This is a genomic window from Streptomyces sp. TE5632 (genome assembly GCF_054061295.1).
Genome location: NZ_JBSSEA010000003.1, coordinates 4,166,789 through 4,183,292 on the forward strand (window position 1 = coordinate 4,166,789; position 16,504 = coordinate 4,183,292).

At 67.6% G+C, this 16,504-nt stretch carries 15 protein-coding genes and 1 pseudogene; 11 read left to right on the plus strand and 5 right to left on the minus strand.

Annotation, left to right across the window (positions count from 1 at the left end):
* Nucleotides 1-167: 167 nt before the first annotated feature.
* From ACVW19_RS24370 to ACVW19_RS24385, 4 genes are all read right to left on the minus strand, one after another.
* Nucleotides 168-1,004 (minus strand): phage major capsid protein, encoded by an 837-nt coding sequence (locus ACVW19_RS24370; protein WP_457461744.1) that lies wholly within the window; start codon nucleotides 1,002-1,004, stop codon nucleotides 168-170.
* Nucleotides 1,005-1,210: 206 nt separating this feature from the next.
* Nucleotides 1,211-1,672 carry a hypothetical protein gene (locus ACVW19_RS24375; protein WP_457461746.1) on the minus strand — a complete coding sequence of 154 codons (462 nt, stop codon included), beginning with the start codon at nucleotides 1,670-1,672 and terminating at the stop codon, nucleotides 1,211-1,213.
* On the minus strand, nucleotides 1,665-1,922 hold the full coding sequence (locus ACVW19_RS24380; RefSeq protein WP_457461748.1) for a hypothetical protein: 258 nt from the start codon (nucleotides 1,920-1,922) through the stop codon (nucleotides 1,665-1,667). The genes ACVW19_RS24375 and ACVW19_RS24380 overlap by 8 nt, the downstream gene beginning before the upstream one ends.
* A 1,754-nt stretch (nucleotides 1,923-3,676) precedes the next feature.
* Nucleotides 3,677-5,227 carry a recombinase family protein gene (locus ACVW19_RS24385; protein ID WP_457461750.1) on the minus strand — a complete coding sequence of 517 codons (1,551 nt, stop codon included), beginning with the start codon at nucleotides 5,225-5,227 and terminating at the stop codon, nucleotides 3,677-3,679.
* Nucleotides 5,228-5,256: 29 nt separating this feature from the next.
* Between ACVW19_RS24385 and ACVW19_RS24390 the strand changes: the two are divergent.
* The 4 genes and pseudogenes from ACVW19_RS24390 to ACVW19_RS24405 all read left to right on the plus strand — a co-directional run.
* A pseudogene (locus tag ACVW19_RS24390) lies at nucleotides 5,257-6,153 on the plus strand (ATP-binding protein); the annotation flags it as partial.
* Complete coding sequence (gene dprA, locus ACVW19_RS24395; RefSeq protein WP_457461752.1) at nucleotides 6,150-7,349, plus strand: DNA-processing protein DprA; 1,200 nt, start codon at nucleotides 6,150-6,152, stop codon at nucleotides 7,347-7,349. The pseudogene ACVW19_RS24390 and the gene dprA, both read left to right, overlap by 4 nt.
* Before the next feature lie 320 nt (nucleotides 7,350-7,669).
* Complete coding sequence (whiG, locus tag ACVW19_RS24400) at nucleotides 7,670-8,512, plus strand: RNA polymerase sigma factor WhiG (protein ID WP_109381784.1); 843 nt, start codon at nucleotides 7,670-7,672, stop codon at nucleotides 8,510-8,512.
* A gap of 119 nt (nucleotides 8,513-8,631) precedes the next feature.
* Nucleotides 8,632-9,189: a TetR/AcrR family transcriptional regulator gene (locus tag ACVW19_RS24405; RefSeq protein ID WP_457464767.1), complete on the plus strand. Its 558-nt coding sequence runs from the start codon at nucleotides 8,632-8,634 to the stop codon at nucleotides 9,187-9,189.
* A gap of 37 nt (nucleotides 9,190-9,226) precedes the next feature.
* Here ACVW19_RS24405 and ACVW19_RS24410 read toward each other — a convergent pair whose 3' ends face one another.
* Nucleotides 9,227-9,892, minus strand: a complete 666-nt coding sequence (locus ACVW19_RS24410; protein ID WP_457461754.1) for a M23 family metallopeptidase — start codon at nucleotides 9,890-9,892, stop codon at nucleotides 9,227-9,229.
* Between the two features lie 293 nt (nucleotides 9,893-10,185).
* Between ACVW19_RS24410 and rpsB the strand changes: the two genes are divergently transcribed.
* From rpsB to rlmN, 7 genes are all read left to right on the plus strand, one after another.
* Nucleotides 10,186-11,109, plus strand: coding sequence for a 30S ribosomal protein S2 (gene rpsB / locus ACVW19_RS24415; RefSeq protein ID WP_457461756.1), 924 nt, complete (start codon nucleotides 10,186-10,188; stop codon nucleotides 11,107-11,109).
* A gap of 158 nt (nucleotides 11,110-11,267) precedes the next feature.
* Nucleotides 11,268-12,104 (plus strand): translation elongation factor Ts, encoded by an 837-nt coding sequence (gene tsf / locus ACVW19_RS24420; protein WP_457461757.1) that lies wholly within the window; start codon nucleotides 11,268-11,270, stop codon nucleotides 12,102-12,104.
* Nucleotides 12,105-12,293: 189 nt separating this feature from the next.
* Nucleotides 12,294-13,052: a UMP kinase gene (pyrH, locus tag ACVW19_RS24425; protein ID WP_361453077.1), complete on the plus strand. Its 759-nt coding sequence runs from the start codon at nucleotides 12,294-12,296 to the stop codon at nucleotides 13,050-13,052.
* Nucleotides 13,053-13,232: 180 nt separating this feature from the next.
* Nucleotides 13,233-13,790 (plus strand): ribosome recycling factor, encoded by a 558-nt coding sequence (frr, locus tag ACVW19_RS24430; protein WP_055593130.1) that lies wholly within the window; start codon nucleotides 13,233-13,235, stop codon nucleotides 13,788-13,790.
* Entirely contained in the window at nucleotides 13,790-14,914 is a 1,125-nt protein-coding gene (locus ACVW19_RS24435; protein ID WP_457461760.1) for a phosphatidate cytidylyltransferase, read from the plus strand. The genes frr and ACVW19_RS24435 overlap by 1 nt, the downstream gene beginning before the upstream one ends.
* 148 nt (nucleotides 14,915-15,062) lie before the next feature.
* Nucleotides 15,063-15,239, plus strand: a complete 177-nt coding sequence (locus ACVW19_RS24440) for a hypothetical protein (protein WP_457461761.1) — start codon at nucleotides 15,063-15,065, stop codon at nucleotides 15,237-15,239.
* Nucleotides 15,240-15,305: 66 nt separating this feature from the next.
* Entirely contained in the window at nucleotides 15,306-16,412 is a 1,107-nt protein-coding gene (rlmN, locus tag ACVW19_RS24445; protein ID WP_457461763.1) for a 23S rRNA (adenine(2503)-C(2))-methyltransferase RlmN, read from the plus strand.
* The last annotated feature ends 92 nt before the right edge of the window (nucleotides 16,413-16,504 follow it).

The window sequence follows — 16,504 nt, forward strand, 5'->3', positions numbered from 1 at the left end:
ATAAGTGCAGGTCAGGAAATGGGTAGATTCTCGCCGACTGAGGGTGCCTGGTAACACCAGCGAACGGCTACGAATACAAAAAAGCCCGGTAGTTGCCCCTGACTCGAACCCTGCAAAGGGGGAAACAGGATTGGGCAACTACCGGGCTAGATCATGTGGCTACGCCATTAGGCGGCAGCATTGGTAATGCGGACGTGAGCACCAGCAACCGGCATTCCGAAAGCCACCCGCATGGTGCCTCGCACGGCGACACGGTCAGAGGAGAAATACGCCGAGGTGTCGACGTCAAGGCGCGTATCCTCGCGGGTCACAACGAGGAAATCATCCTTGCTGACGCCGTAAACCGTGTCAGCCGGAACGTACGGGCTAACAACGATCGGACGGCCGAGAATGGTACGCCGACCATCAGCGGTCAGGTCCGGGTTTAGAAGAGCCTTATTGGAGCCGGTTGCATCCTTGAGCTTCGCGATTTCCAGCGCGGTAGCCGCACCGGTAACCCACGAAGTGATCCGTCCCCCGGCAGCCTCGCTGAGCGAAACAGCCTCCTCGAACGGGTCAAGGTTGGCGTAAGTCGCCGGAGCCTCAACCGTCGAGATACCGGCCAGCGAAGCGAAGCCAGCAGGGTTCGGAGCGGAAAGCACATTGAATAGCGCGTTATCCACGCTGTTGGCAATCTGCCGCGCGATGCTCTTACCAACCTGGTCAGCCGCAGAAGGGTTGGAGTCGTCGTGAAGCTCACGGCTAACGATGCTCAGACCCGCGAACTTGACCGGAGCGACGACCAGTTCATCGAACGTGGCGTCAGAAGGGGTGATCTCTGCACCCTCAGCGACAGCGCCAACGTTCACGTCAGACGCGAGAATAGGGATGCGGTAGTTGTGCGCGCTGGTGGTGACCTTCGTACCGGTCAGGTAGGCGACAGAAAGAGCCTCAACAGGCTTCGTGACAAGTTCGCCGTAATCAGCCGGAGTCAGGCCAGCAGCGTCCGCATTGAGCAGAGTCATTGTGCGTTGCACATCCTTAGTGTTTGAACCGAAATGGATGCCCGCTGTACCTGACAGCGAGGGAGAGCGGGCAACCAGGCCCAAACGCGAGAAATCCGCCGCCCACCTGGGGCAATAGCGGATTCTCAGAAAGCACCTACAGATATCCGTAGGCCGGTATTCAGTTATGCGTGCGGTCCGGGACCATGCATAGCCCCGGAACGTTGTCAGCGCTTCGCATTCCTTAGGGCGTCATGCATCGTCAAGGGGCGTTCCGAGACTCCGCCCCGGTGGCCCCCGCCAACGCTGCCCCATGGGGCGGTATTGCTGCGAAGACCAGGGCGCGTCTTAAGCAATGCCTCAACGGCAGCGTCAATGGTCTCTGTGTCGGGATTGCCTTCGGCATCCAGAAGGTCAGTCACGGCCACTTCGCCCAGCGTAAAGAGGTCAGCGCCAACGGCCAGTTCCTTACCGGCATACGCCTCAATCTCCTTGCGCAGTAGCGCCGTAATACGGGCTTCGGCAGCCTCTAGCTTGCCTTCGGCTTCGCGCAGCTTCGTCCGGTACTTCGCGGCTTCTCGATTCGCCGAATTTCCCTCACCTGACGCACCATCAGCTCCGGCAGCCGGCTTGGATATCGGGGAATTCTGGTCCGGCGTACCCTCATCAGGAGTAGGAGCCTCAGACATTCGCCTTTACCCCCTCTTCGTAAATGAACGTGAGAAGGTGCGACGCCGGGCAGTTCCGCACGTACGCAACGACTTCGCCAGCGGTCATGTGGTCGCCATACAGCGTGCGCATGTCGTCTTCATCAAGGAAGAGCGCCTGAGCCAGCGCAGAAACGGGAAGCTGAGCATCCGGCGCGCTGTGGGCTATCGCTGCGACTATTTGGCATGCCGCAAACTGGGAATCTCCCAGTTCTTCAAGAAGAGTCTTCATATTTCAGCGTCCTTATCGAGGGTTCCCCGCCGCTCAACCGAACCAGGACGCATAGCCCGGGAGCGACGGGGAAGAATGTGAGCCCACCCCTGGTCAGGCATCGCGCCTCAAGGAAAACCAGGGGTGGGAACATGCGGGGCACTACTCCCGCTCTTAGGAGACTGGGCTATGACACTAGCCCTGACCGCTGATTCCAGCGGAGTATGTGAGCACCTACGGATATCCGGAGGTGACTAGATAACCCCTATAGCGCGGTAGAACAGTGATCCTGCAAGGGCAACGATGAACGAGTCAGCAGCCACGTAGGCAATGCGCGTCATCGCTGATCACCAGACCAGCGAACCCAGGAAGCGCGCTGGGCTTCCGGAGAAATTCCAGACGGCCCATGTTCGTAAGCACGACGCAATAGCGCCCGAGTAGCACGGACAGCTTCGGGGGACGGCCTATCAAGACCACGCTGCCGCTTCTTTGCCAACTCACGCTCACGGGCACGCCAAAGGGTCTCAGCTCTAGCCTCAACAGCCTGCCGCCGCTCTTCGTAGAGATCCTGCCAAGACTTGCGCAGCGACTCAGCGAAGGCGGGTAGTGCTGCCTTGCCGTGCTGGCGGAACGCCCGGTCATAGTCCCTGTGGTGCCTACGGCAAGCCGGGAAGTAGTGCGCTGTGGAGCTTGACCACAGGAAACCATCCCGGTAAATCTCTGCCGGGTCCATGTGGTCATAGCACCAGTCGGCCGCGTATGCCCCGCAGAAAGCACAGGGCTTGTGGCTGGCCGGTCCCTTAACGTCAACAACACGCCTATGCGCAGTGTCGTACTCAGCGCGGGCAGTAGTCATGGCGGTAAGTCTTTCTATGTGGCGGAACAAGAAAAGCCCCCAACTTGACAGGGAGTTCCCTCACTGACGCTCCGCCACAGGGCATCAGAAGGGCTCAACCTGTCAGGTTGGGGGCTTGGTATGTGGGGCAGGCGTTAACAGTGGCGGGCCCGCAATGGAGGCGTAACACGCGCTCCTAAGGGGTATCTAGCGTGTCGATTGCCTGGTCTAGGGAATTGAGGACCCAAAAGGTGAGATTCTGAGGGTCCGGCATAAAGTGTGACCACTCTCACGCGAATAGGAATGCCCCGTGGCCTCAAAACTGGCAGAAATGCGGCTGCGGCAGCGAAAAGGGGCTCGAAAAGCTACCCCACCAGGGCAGAGTGTAGGAATGTACTTTCAGGGGTCGACTCTGGCTTTGCCTGTAAGCCTCGCGAGGTAAGTCTGAAGTGGGGGTCAAAAATACATTCCTACACTGGAGATGAGTTTATGCAGGTCAGAAGGGGTCTAACTGATGAGGTGTCAGGTAAGGGAGTGTAGTTTCGCCCTTCCCGCTGACCATGAAAGGTCTAGACCAATCTCGCTCGGTGAGATATCAACAGGAAGTGTGGATAACTCCGTCCGCATGCCGGGATATCCGCAACCCCTGTGGAAGCCCCCTTGCCTGCCGGTCACCAAACGTCCTGAGCGCCCGTCTGGGCGCCCGCCAGCCTGCCGCCGGTACCCAGCGCCAGCGAAGCCCTGAAAGCCGCTCACAGGGGCACGGGAAGCCCCGCCGGGCATCGCTGTCTGACGGCCCCTGTAACGCACTCTGAGCCTGCCGCCGGTACCGGGCGCCACCAGGGCAACGAACGGCGCTCACAGGGCCGCACGGGGCGCTTCGCGGGCATGAGAAAGCCCCCGCCCGGCAAGTGCCAGACGGGGGCTCAGTGATGGTGCGTCAGGAGTCGGCTAGTGCCTCTTCGCGGGCGACTGCCTCAAGTGCTTCTGCCTCAGGATCATCGAAGTGCAGACCTACGCTGACACGCTCCGGGTCCCACTTCCGGCCCTTTGTCGCTGGCGCGATATTCGCCCGTACGTGCATGGCCAGCAGGAGTAGCCGCTTCCCCGCTGTGTCGGCATTCTCCCAGCGCTGTGCGACGGTTTCGCCAGTCGGTACCCACTTCCATTCGGGTTCGGTCACAGGCTCCGCCTGAGCCTCTTCTAGCGCTTCCTGGCGTGCCTCAAGCTGGGAAAGCACGGCGGCCTTTGCGACACCCCGCAAGCCAACAAGCGAAGCGGCAAGCTCCGCAATATCGGATTCGAGTTCTTCGATCACTGCTGCTGTGTCGTTACCACCGACCAACACCCGTTCTGAGTAAGGGGTGTTACCGAACTTCGTCAGAAGCCACTTCTCTACTTCGGCTTCTACCCGCTCGGCGTTCACGCTGATTCCCGCGCACTTGTCACGCCGGTTCTTGTCGCGCGCTGCCGGGCACGCGTACTGATCCATGCGGCGGCCTTGATAGACCCGCGTGTTGTAGTGCATGGCGTCATTGCACAGCGGGCACCATGCCACGTGCAGGAGCATGGTTGCCTTCTTACGCGGCCGTTTCGTCTCAACTCCGTTTGCGTCCAATGTGGCTTGCAGCGTGCGCCACGTCTTGTCATCTATCAGCGCCGGACCGACCCGGACGGGCTTGCCTTCGCTGTCTCGCACCACGCGCCGTTCATCGCGCTTCCCCTGTACCCGATACCCACGGAGTACTTCGCTGCGCAAATGCTGGTACAGCGCCGAATACGTCCACTGAGCGCGCTTTTCCTCCAGCTCTTCCCCGCGCTGTACCTTGCGATAGTCACCAGGCGATAGCTCACCGGAAGCATTCAACCGCTCCACTTCGGCGCTGAGTCTGTGCCCCTCGTTCACGCGGTCGATTACATTGCGGAGCACGGTTGCGGCTTTCTCGTCTATGTCCAGCCGCTTATTTCCGTCGGCATCCGGCACGATGCGATAGCCGTACGGCGCTGCACCCCCCAACCATTTACCACCCTGCCGGAGTTCAACCCGGCTCCGAAGGATGCGCTGTTGGATCGTTTCCCGTTCAAGCTGAGCGAAAGCAACCATGAGCGTCACGACGAAGCGGCCGTATGGGCTTGTGAGGTCTGCCTGCCCCTGTACGTCGGCAAGGGTGGTGCCTCGCTTGTCCAGCAATTCGACCAGAGTCGCGAAGTGCGAAGTTACGCGCGAGAAACGGTCAACGCTGCGAGCGACCACCACATCAATGCCGCTGAGCGCAGCAACGATCTCCCCGAACCCTTCGCGGTCTTCCGGCCGGACACTGCCGCTGACCCCTACGTCATGCCGGACCATGACCACTTCATAGCCGCGAAGCTGGCACCACGCCCGTGCGTCCTGCTCCTGCGTAGTAATAGAGGTAGAGGAGTCGTCGTCGCGAGAGATGCGACAGTAAATAGCGGCGCGCAACGGGCGGCTTGCCTGAGCTGGGATCACTGTTCCTCCTGTGTCTCGAACAGTGTGCACCGCCGGGCGCGGGCAAGACCATGCTCGCGGAGCGGCTGCCCTCGCTCCTGCCCCCGCTCGACCGGCAGGAGTCGCTGGAGGTCACGGCGGTGCACTCGGTGGCCGGCCTGCTGCCCCCGGGCAAGCCCCTGATCGACACCGCCCCCTACTGCGCCCCGCACCACTCGGCCACGATGCAGGCGCTCGTCGGCGGCGGCCCCGGAATCGCCCGGCCCGGAGCGGTGTCCCTCGCGCACCGGGGTGTGCTCTTTTTGGACGAGACCCCCGAGTTCGGCGGCCGCGCCCTGGACGCCCTGCGCCAGCCGCTGGAGGCCGGGCACGTGGTCATCGCGCGCAGTTCCGGCGTGGTGCGCTTCCCGGCGAGGTTCCTGATGGTGCTGGCAGCCAACCCCTGCCCCTGCGGCCGCTTCTCGCCGAAGGAGGCCCTGTGCGAGTGTCCGCCCTCGTTGATCCGCCGCTACCAGGCCCGGCTGTCCGGCCCGCTGCTCGACCGGGTCGACCTGCGGGTCGAGGCCGAGCGCGTCACACGCGCCGAACTGACCGCCGACGGAGCCCGCGGCGAATCCACCGCCACGGTCGCCGACCGGGTGCGCGCGGCCCGCGAACGCGCCGCCGCGCGGCTCACCGGCACCCCGTGGCGCACCAACGGCGACATCCCCGGACGGGAGCTGCGCCGCCGCTGGCACGCGGCGCCCGGCGCGATGGAGGACGCCGAGCGGAGCCTGGAGCGCGGTGTGCTCAGCGCCCGCGGGCTCGACCGGGTGCTGCGGGTCGCCTGGACCGTCGCCGACCTGGTCGGCCACGACCGGCCCGACGCCACGGACGTCGCCCTCGCGCTGCAACTGCGCACCGGCGTCCCCCGTGGCGTGCCCATGGCCATCGGAGCGCTGACATGAGCCGCGCCGACGAGCCCGCGGGCGGGCGGCCCGGCCGCGAACCGGCCGACGGCCGCGGTGACGAGTTCCTCGCCCGGATCTTCCTCACCCGTGTCCTCGAACCCGGCGACGAGACCGGTGGGCGGTGGGTGCGGGAACTGGGCGCGCGGGAGGTGGTGTCACGGCTGCGGGACGGAGCCGAGCCGCTGCCGGGGGTGAGCGGCCGGCGGTGGGCCGGACTGCTGGCGCGGGCCGAGCGTGCCGAACCGGGCCGGGATCTCGCCGTCGCGCGGGACGCCGGGACGCGGTTCGTGTGTCCCGGGACGGCCGAGTGGCCCCGGCAACTCGACGACCTGGGGGACGGCCGGCCCCTCGGGCTGTGGGTGCGCGGACCCGCCGACCTGCGGATGTGGGCGCTGCGCTCGGTCGCCGTCGTCGGTGCCCGCGCCTGCACCGAGTACGGCGCCCACATGGCCGCCACCCTCTCCGCCGAACTCGCCGAACGCGGCTGGGTCGTGGTCTCCGGCGGCGCCTACGGGGTCGACGGCGCCGCCCACCGCGGTGCGCTCGGCTCGGGCGGCGCCACCGTCGCCGTACTCGCCTGCGGAGTCGACCGGCCCTACCCGCGCGGACACACCGGACTGATCACCAGGATCGCGGAACAGGGACTGGTGGTCGGCGAGCTGCCGCCCGGTGATCACCCGACGCCGAGCAGATTCATCCTCCGCAACCGGGTCATCGCCGCGCTCACCCGGGGCACCGTGGTCGTCGAGGCCGCCCACCGCAGCGGCTCCCTGGTGACCGCCAGGGCGGCCCGGCGCCTGGGACGCCACACGATGGGGGTACCCGGGCCGGCCACCAGCGGGCGCTCCGCCGGGGTGCACGAACTGCTGCGGCAGGAGGCGGTACTGGTCACCGACGCCGCGGAGGTCATCGAACTGGTCGGAGACATGGGCGAACTGGCCCCGGACCGGCACGGCCCGGTACTGCCCCGCGACCTGCTGGATCCGGCCACCCGCCAGGTCCTCGACGCGCTGCCGGCGCGGGTGGCGGCCGACGTGGAGGGGATCGCGCGCGGTGCGCGCACCACCCGCGACGACGCGATCGCGAGACTGTACGAACTGCGAGCACTTGGATACGTCGAACGACACGGCGACGACTGGAAGTTGACACGCCAGGCGGTGATCCCGGTCGGGGACGGCTCCGATGATCACTGACGGAGTGTGTTCGGCCGTCCGGGGGAACGTCCACGCCCCTTGGAAAATACGTCAGTTGGGACACCCGGGTGAACACGCAGAGCGACGAGCGCGACCCGGCGGGGCCGGGGTCGGGGAACCTCCACGCGCGCCCCGACCTCACTTCTTCGCGCACCGCGACCCCGCAGTCACGCTACGCTCACAAGCGTCCCGATACGGAAAGACAGCACGGGAGGACACCACGGCAGGCGATCCGGGCAGGCGCAGACGGGCGGCTCGGTATCGGACGGACAGCTCACGCAGGCGGCAACGGTCCGCTGCAGAACGGCACAAGGCGACGAATGCCCCAGCACACCTCCGGGTCCGACCGGGCGGCGATCCCCCCAGCCGCCCGTGACGGTGGCAGCGTGCGGCCGCCCGCTCCCTCGACGCTCGACGAGCTGTGGCGGTCGTACAAGGCGACGGGGGACGAGCGACTGCGGGAACAGCTGATCCTGCACTACTCGCCGTTGGTGAAGTACGTCGCGGGCCGGGTCAGCGTGGGGCTGCCGCCCAATGTGGACCAGGCGGACTTCGTCTCCTCCGGGGTGTTCGGGCTGATCGACGCGATCGAGAAGTTCGACGTCGACCGGGAGATCAAGTTCGAGACCTACGCGATCACCCGCATCAGGGGCGCGATGATCGACGAACTGCGGGCCCTGGACTGGATTCCGCGCTCGGTACGGCAGAAGGCGCGCAACGTCGAGCGTGCGTACGCGACGCTGGAGGCCCGGCTCAGGCGCACGCCGACGGAGAGCGAGGTCGCCGGCGAGATGGGTATCGCCGTGGAGGAGCTGCACGCGGTTTTCAGCCAGCTGTCCCTCGCGAACGTCGTCGCCCTGGAAGAGTTGCTGCACGCCGGAGGCGACAGCGGCGACCGGCTCAGCCTGATGGACACCCTGGAGGACACCGCCGCCGACAACCCGGTGGAGGTGGCCGAGGGCCGGGAACTGCGACGGTTCCTCGCACGGGCGATCAACACGCTCCCGGAGCGGGAGAAGACCGTGGTCACGCTGTACTACTACGAAGGGCTCACCCTGGCGGAGATCGGCCATGTGCTGGGGGTCACGGAGAGCAGGGTCAGCCAGATCCACACCAAGTCCGTACTCCAGCTGAGGGCGAAACTGGCGAGCTTCGGCGGCTGAGCCGGCGGCTCGGCAGGCTGCGGGTGCACCCGCCCCACCTGCGGTTTCGGCCCGAGGACTCCCCCCTCGCGCGGGGCGTCCGTAAAGTGGTGGGCGTGCCAAGGATTCGAGCGGCCTCCGTGGCCGAGCACCGGTCGATGCAGCGAGCCGCCCTGCTGGACGCGGCACGCTCCCTGCTGTCCGAAGGCGGTACGGAGGGGCTGACCTTCCCCGCCCTCGCCGAGCGCACCGGCCTGGCGCGCTCGTCCGTGTACGAGTACTTCCGCTCCCGCGCGGCCGTCGTCGAGGAGCTGTGCGAGGTCGACTTCCCGGTCTGGGCGGCCGAGGTCGAGTTCGCGATGGCCGCGGCCGACGGCGCCGAGGCCAAGGTCGAGGCGTACGTCCGCAAGCAGCTGGAACTGGTCGGGGACCGGCGTCACCGTGCCGTGGTGGCCATCTCCGCGAGCGAACTCGACGCGGGGGCCCGGGAGAAGATCCGCGCGGCGCACGGCGGACTCGTCGCGATGATCGTCGAGGCGCTGGGCGAACTGGGCCACGAACAACCCCGGCTCGCGGCGATGCTGCTCCAGGGCGTGGTCGACGCCGCCGTGCGCCGGATCGAACTGGGAGCCGCGGAGAGTCCGGAGACGATCACGGAGGCGGCGGTCGCCATGACCCTCCGGGGCGTCCGGCCCTGACTCCTCCGGCCCTGACCCCGCTCCTTCGGTGTCCCGGTCACTTTGGCAGCGGTACGCCGAGGACCGGGAGGAGTCTTGAGGGGCCGCCGAGCAGGTGGGGCGGGAGCAGGGCGAGCGGGTTGAGGTAGACGTCCGCCCTCAGCAGGCCCCAGTGCAGGCAGGGGGCCGTGCAGTGGGAGCCCGTGGCCGCCACCGTGCCGATCACCTCGCCCGGCGCCACCTCGGTCCCTTTCTCCACCGACGGCAGGACCGGCTCGTAGGTCGTACGCAGAGGTGGAGCGCCCGTGCCGGACAGCTCCACCGAGACGACGCCCCGGCCGGCCACCCGGCCGGCGTAGGAGACCCGGCCCGCCGCCACCGCCCGTACCGGTGTCCCCGGCGCCGCCGCCAGGTCCACACCGCGGTGTCCGCGCCCGTACCTGGTCTCCGGCGGTTCCCAGCCGCGCAGCACCCGTGGGCGTACCCCCACGGGCCAGGCCCGCCCGACGGCCGGAACCCCGGACCCGGGGACCTCCGCCCCGGCACCGGAACCGGAACCGGTATCGGCGGTATCGGCGGCATCGGCAACCGGCGGAGCCGTGTCACTCGTCCGAGCCACGGGCAACGGCAGCGAAGGGGGCGGTGGTGACAGCAGCACCGCCGGCGTCAGGACCAGCAGGACGGCCATGCGCGCACACGACCTCGGAAATCGGCTCACTCGCATGCGGGGAGCCTCTCCGAGATCCGTGATCACTGCCGGGACCTGTGGACCACCGGCCGGTTGTGGACAACGACGTCACCCGGTGCCCCGCGGGTCCCGTACACTTCTGGGTGGCGATCCGGGTCACCGGGTCGACTTCGCACGCCCCGACATCAGGTCCGGTCATGACCGCACGGTCGCGACCGCTCCCGGTGTCAGCGCCCCTCGGTCCTCTGTGGCAACGGCGCGTCGTGGGCGTCAGGCGCGGGAACCGCCGGCTCCCGCGGCACAACCGAGAAACCCAAGGAGATACGGCCATGGCCGTCGTCACGATGCGGGAGCTGCTGGAGAGCGGCGTCCACTTCGGTCACCAGACCCGCCGTTGGAACCCGAAGATGAAGCGCTTCATCTTCACCGAGCGCAACGGCATCTACATCATCGACCTGCTCCAGTCGCTGTCGTACATCGACCGCGCCTACGAGTTCGTCAAGGAGACCGTCGCCCACGGCGGCACGGTCATGTTCGTCGGTACGAAGAAGCAGGCGCAGGAGGCCATCGCCGAGCAGGCCACCCGCGTCGGCATGCCCTACGTCAACCAGCGCTGGCTGGGCGGCATGCTCACCAACTTCTCGACCGTCTACAAGCGTCTGCAGCGCCTCAAGGAGCTCGAGCAGATCGACTTCGAGGACGTGGCCGCCTCCGGCCTCACCAAGAAGGAGCTGCTGGTCCTCTCCCGCGAGAAGGCCAAGCTGGAGAAGACCCTCGGCGGTATCCGCGAGATGCAGAAGGTGCCCAGCGCCGTCTGGATCGTGGACACCAAGAAGGAGCACATCGCGGTCGGCGAGGCCCGGAAGCTCAACATCCCGGTCGTCGCCATCCTCGACACCAACTGCGACCCCGACGAGGTCGACTACAAGATCCCGGGCAACGACGACGCGATCCGCTCGGTCACCCTGCTCACCCGCGTGATCGCCGACGCGGTCGCCGAGGGCCTCATCTCCCGCTCCGGTGTCGCCACCGAGGGCAAGGGCGAGAAGGCCGCCGGCGAGCCCCTCGCCGAGTGGGAGCGCGACCTGCTCGAGGGCGAGAAGAAGGCCGACGAGACCCCGGCCGCCGCCGAGGCCGAGAAGCCGGCCGAGGCTGCTGAGGCCCCGGCCGCTGAGGCTCCCGCCGCCGAGGCCCCGGCCGCCGAGGCCCCCGCGGCCGACGCCGCCCCGGCCGCCGAGGCCGACCAGGCCTGACCGGCCCGTCCGTGCGGATACGGCGGGAGCGGGCCACATGAAGTCCGCTCCCGCCGTTCACCCGTAGGTCAGCGGTGAGTCCGCGATCTGCGTCTACACGTGGATCGCGGACCCGCGGATCTCCGAACCTCCAGACTTCGAGAAAGACTCACAGACTCATGGCGAACTACACCGCCGCCGACGTCAAGAAGCTCCGGGAGCTCACCGGCGCCGGCATGATGGACTGCAAGAAGGCGCTGGACGAGGCCGAGGGCAACGTCGAGAAGGCCGTCGAGGCGCTCCGTATCAAGGGCCAGAAGGGTGTCGCCAAGCGCGAGGGCCGCTCCGCCGAGAACGGCGCCGTGGTCTCGATCATCGCCGACGACAACTCCTCCGGCGTCCTCGTCGAGCTGAAGTGCGAGACGGACTTCGTCGCCAAGGGCGAGAAGTTCCAGGGCGTGGCCACCGCCATCGCCGAGCACGTCTCCAAGACCTCCCCGGCCGACATCGAGGCCCTGCTCGCCTCCGAGATCGAGGCCGGCAAGACCGTCCAGGCGTTCGTGGACGAGGCCAACGCCAACCTGGGCGAGAAGATCGTCCTGGACCGCTTCGCCCAGTTCACCGACGGCTACGTGGCGGCGTACATGCACCGCACGATGCCCGACCTGCCCCCGCAGATCGGTGTCCTCGTCGAGCTCGACAAGCCGAGTGCCGAGGTCGCCAAGGGCGTCGCCCAGCACATCGCCGCGTTCGCGCCGCAGTACCTCTCCAAGGAGGACGTGCCGGCCGAGGTCATCGAGACCGAGCGCCGCGTCGCCGAGGAGACCACCCGCGCCGAGGGCAAGCCCGAGGCCGCCCTGCCGAAGATCGTCGAGGGTCGCCTCAACGGCTTCTTCAAGGAGGCCACGCTGCTCGGCCAGCCCTACGCGCTGGACAACAAGAAGTCCGTCCAGCAGGTCCTGGACGAGGCCGGTGTCACCCTGAAGCGCTTCACGCGCATCAAGGTCGGCATCTGAGTCCGTACCGCGACGGGCGCGCGACCCCGATAGGGTCGTCAGCAGTCGTTCGGACACGCCGTCACGCACGGGCGCGTGCCGGGTGACAGCAGATCTGACGAGGAGGCCATTGCCGCATGGGATGCGAAGCACACCCCACCGGCAGTGGCCTCCTTCGTATGTGCAACAGGTGAAAGAGGCGGGATCCCCATGACCACCAAGGCCGAGAAGAGCGACGACGGCAAAGTACGCGGCCGGTTTCTGCTGAAGCTGTCCGGAGAGGCATTCTCCGGTGGCGGCGGCCTTGGCGTCGATCCCGACGTGGTGCACGCCGTGGCACGCGAGATCGCGGCGGTCGTCCGTGACGGCGCGCAGATCGCCGCCGTCATCGGCGGCGGCAACTTCTTCCGCGGCGCGGAACTGCAGCAGCGCGGCATGGACCGGGCCCGCTCCGACTACATGGGCATGCTGGGCACCGTGATGAACTGCCTGGCGCTCCAGGACTTCCTGGAGAAGGAGGGCGTGGACTGCAGGGTGCAGACCGCCATCACCATGGGCCAGGTCGCGGAGCCCTACATCCCCCTGCGAGCCGTACGGCACCTGGAGAAGGGCCGCGTGGTCATCTTCGGCGCCGGTATGGGCATGCCGTACTTCTCCACCGACACCACCGCCGCCCAGCGCGCCCTGGAGATCGACGCCGAGGCGCTGCTGATGGGCAAGAACGGCGTGGACGGGGTCTACGACTCCGACCCGAAGACCAACCCCGACGCGGTGAAGTTCGACCACCTCGGGTACGGGGAGGTCATCACGCGTGACCTGAAGGTCGCCGACGCCACGGCCGTCACCCTGTGCCGCGACAACAAGCTCCCGATCGTCGTCTTCGAGCTGCTGACGGAGGGCAATATCGCTCGCGCCGTCAAGGGTGAGAAGATCGGCACACTTGTGGGTGACCAGACGGACCGGAACTGACCGGACCAGAACCACCCGTCCGAGTCAGGACACTCCTGGGGACGGACGGGACGGGCCGGGCCGGGGGATGGACAATGTCCCGCCGGTCGGGAACCGTGCAGGAAGAAGACGCGACGCAGCCGGCCGCCGCCCCGCCAGGGAACCGCGGCCGGGCCTACTCAAGACACGCAGGAGCAAGTGGTGATCGAAGAGACCCTCCTCGAGGCCGAGGAGAAAATGGAGAAGGCCGTCGTGGTCGCCAAGGAGGACTTCGCCGCGATCCGCACCGGCCGTGCGCATCCGGCGATGTTCAACAAGATCGTGGCCGACTACTACGGCGCGCTGACGCCGATCAACCAGCTGGCCTCGTTCTCCGTGCCCGAGCCGCGCATGGCCGTGGTGACGCCGTTCGACAAGAGCGCCCTGCGCAACATCGAACAGGCCATCCGCGACTCCGACCTGGGCGTCAACCCGAGCAACGACGGCAATATCATCCGAGTGGTGTTCCCCGAGCTCACCGAGGAGCGCCGCCGCGAGTTCATCAAGGTCGCCAAGGCCAAGGCTGAGGACGCCAAGGTCTCCATCCGTGCCGTGCGCCGCAAGGCCAAGGACGGCATCGACAAGATGATCAAGGACGGCGAGGTCGGCGAGGACGAGGGCCGCCGTGCGGAGAAGGAGCTCGACGACACCACCGCGAAGTACGTCGCGCAGGTGGACGAGCTCCTGAAGCACAAGGAAGCGGAACTGCTCGAGGTCTGATGAACGACTCTTCCTGGGGGGCGCCGCCGCAGGCCGGGTACTGGGGGCCGCCCGAGCAGGGGCCCGTCCAGGGAGCTGTCCCGGCGGGTCCCACGTACGATGCGCACTACGCGCAGCAGACTCGCCCCATGCCCGTCGTGCCCGACCTGCCCGAACACGGCGCCGATCAGGACATGGACCGGGAGACCGCTCGGCTGAGCGGCCCTCTGTTCCCAGACGAGACGACGCGGGCACGCCCCCATCCGGGGGAGATGCCGCAGAATCCGGAGCCCATGCCCGACGCCCCGCAGCCGGCGCCCCCGCCGCAGAAGAAGAGCGCGGGACGCGACCTGGGTGCCGCGATAGGGGTCGGTGTCGGGCTCGGCGCGGTGATCGCCGTGTCGCTCTTCGTCGTCAAGGCGGTCTTCGTCGGCGTCGTCGCGGCCGCCGTCGTGGTGGGCCTGTGGGAGCTGACCAAGCGGCTGGAGGAACGCAAGGGGATCCGGGCGCCGCTCGTGCCGCTCGCGCTCGGCGGGGCCGCCATGGTCGTCGCCGGGTATGTCCGGGGCACCGAGGGCGCGTGGATCGCCATGACGTTCACCGCGCTGGCGGTACTGGTCTGGCGGATGACCGGGCCGCCCGAGAACTACCTCAGGGACGTCACGGCGGGGGTCTTCGCCGCGTTCTACGTGCCGTTCCTGGCGACCTTCGTCACGATGATGCTGGCCGCGGACGACGGGCACTGGCGGGTCCTGGTGTTCCTGCTGCTCACGGTCATCAGTGACACCGGTGCGTACGCCGTCGGCTGGCGCTTCGGCACGCACAAGCTCGCCCCGCGCATCAGTCCCGGCAAGACCCGCGAGGGCCTGCTGGGCGCGGTCGGGTTCGCGATGGCGGCGGGCGCGCTGTGCATGCAGTTCCTGATCGACGGCGGCACCTGGTGGCAGGGGCTGCTGCTCGGCCTCGCGGTCGCCGTCAGCGCCACCCTCGGCGACCTGGGCGAGTCCATGATCAAGCGGGACCTGGGCATCAAGGACATGGGCACCCTGCTCCCCGGCCACGGCGGCATCATGGACCGCTTGGACTCCCTGCTGCCCACGGCTCCGGTGGTGTGGCTGCTGCTGGTGATCTTCGTCGGCGGCTGACCCCACCGGTCCCGGACCTCCTCGAGCCCCCGCGTCCCGCCGGACGCGGGGGCTCGGCCCGTCGCAGGAGGGGCCCGGCCGCCCCGAGCACGTCCGCGGCCGTTCTTCCGCCCTGTCCGGCGCGTGCACCCGTGGGTAGGTTTCCGCCATGGCGCAGGAACGGCTGGGGGACGACGGCAGGTACCGGGGTGAACTGTCGTGCCGATGGTGCGACACCTTGATCGACCAGGGCGGTCGGCGCAAGCCGCGTCTGTACTGCCGGACGTCCCACTGCTGGAAGAGTTACGGCTCATGGGCCGCAGCTCTGGTCGGCGGGCTGTTCTGAGCGGTCCCGGGCGCCCTCGGACGGCTCGCGCGGTCACCCGATTGGATCTGCCACACTGGTACCGCCATGCCTAAGCCCGGAGAACTCACTTTTGTCGCGCCGCGCGGAGCCAAGAAGCCGCCGCGGCACCTTGCCGACCTCACGCCTGCCGAGCGCAAGGAGGCGGTCGCAGCGGCCGGTGAGAAGCCGTTTCGCGCCAAGCAGCTCTCGCAGCACTACTTCGCGCGGTACGCGCACGACCCGGAGCAGTGGACCGACATTCCCGCCGGTTCCCGCGCCAAGCTCCAGGAGGCGCTGCTTCCCGAGCTGATGACGGTCGTCCGGCATATGTCGACCGACCAGGGCACCACCCGCAAGACGCTGTGGAAGCTGTTCGACGGAACCCTCGTCGAGTCGGTGCTCATGCGGTATCCGGACCGGGTGACGATGTGCATCAGCTCGCAGGCGGGCTGCGGCATGAACTGTCCCTTCTGCGCGACCGGGCAGGCCGGGCTCGACCGCAACCTGTCCACCGCGGAGATCGTGCACCAGATCGTGGACGGCATGCGGGCGCTGCGGGACGGCGAGGTCCCCGGAGGGCCGGCCCGGCTGAGCAACATCGTCTTCATGGGGATGGGCGAGCCGCTCGCCAACTACAACCGGGTGGTGGGTTCGATCCGCCGCCTGACCGACCCGGAGCCCGACGGGCTCGGGTTGTCGCAGCGCGGGATCACCGTCTCGACCGTCGGGCTGGTGCCGGCGATCAACCGGTTCTCCGACGAGGGCTTCAAGTGCCGCCTCGCCATCTCCCTGCACGCGCCCGACGACGAACTGCGCGACACCCTCGTCCCCGTGAACACGCGGTGGAAGGTGCGCGAGGTCCTCGACGCCGGTTTCGAGTACGCGGCCAAGTCGGGGCGACGGCTGTCCATCGAGTACGCGCTGATCCGGGACATCAACGACCAGGCGTGGCGCGGCGACCGGCTCGGGCGGCTGCTGAAGGGCAGGCCCGTGCACGTCAACCTCATCCCGCTCAACCCGACGCCCGGCTCCCAGTGGACCGCCTCACGGCCCGAGGACGAGAAGGCGTTCATGGACGCGATCGCCGCGCACGGTGTGCCGGTGACGATCCGGGACACCCGTGGACAGGAGATCGACGGGGCCTGTGGCCAGCTCGCCGCGAGCGAGAGGTAGCCTGACCGGCGTAGAAGACGTTGCAAGGGCAACAACTTCATATCGGGTCAACACACGTTCATATTCCGACAGGGGAGCGCTACAGCGCTGAG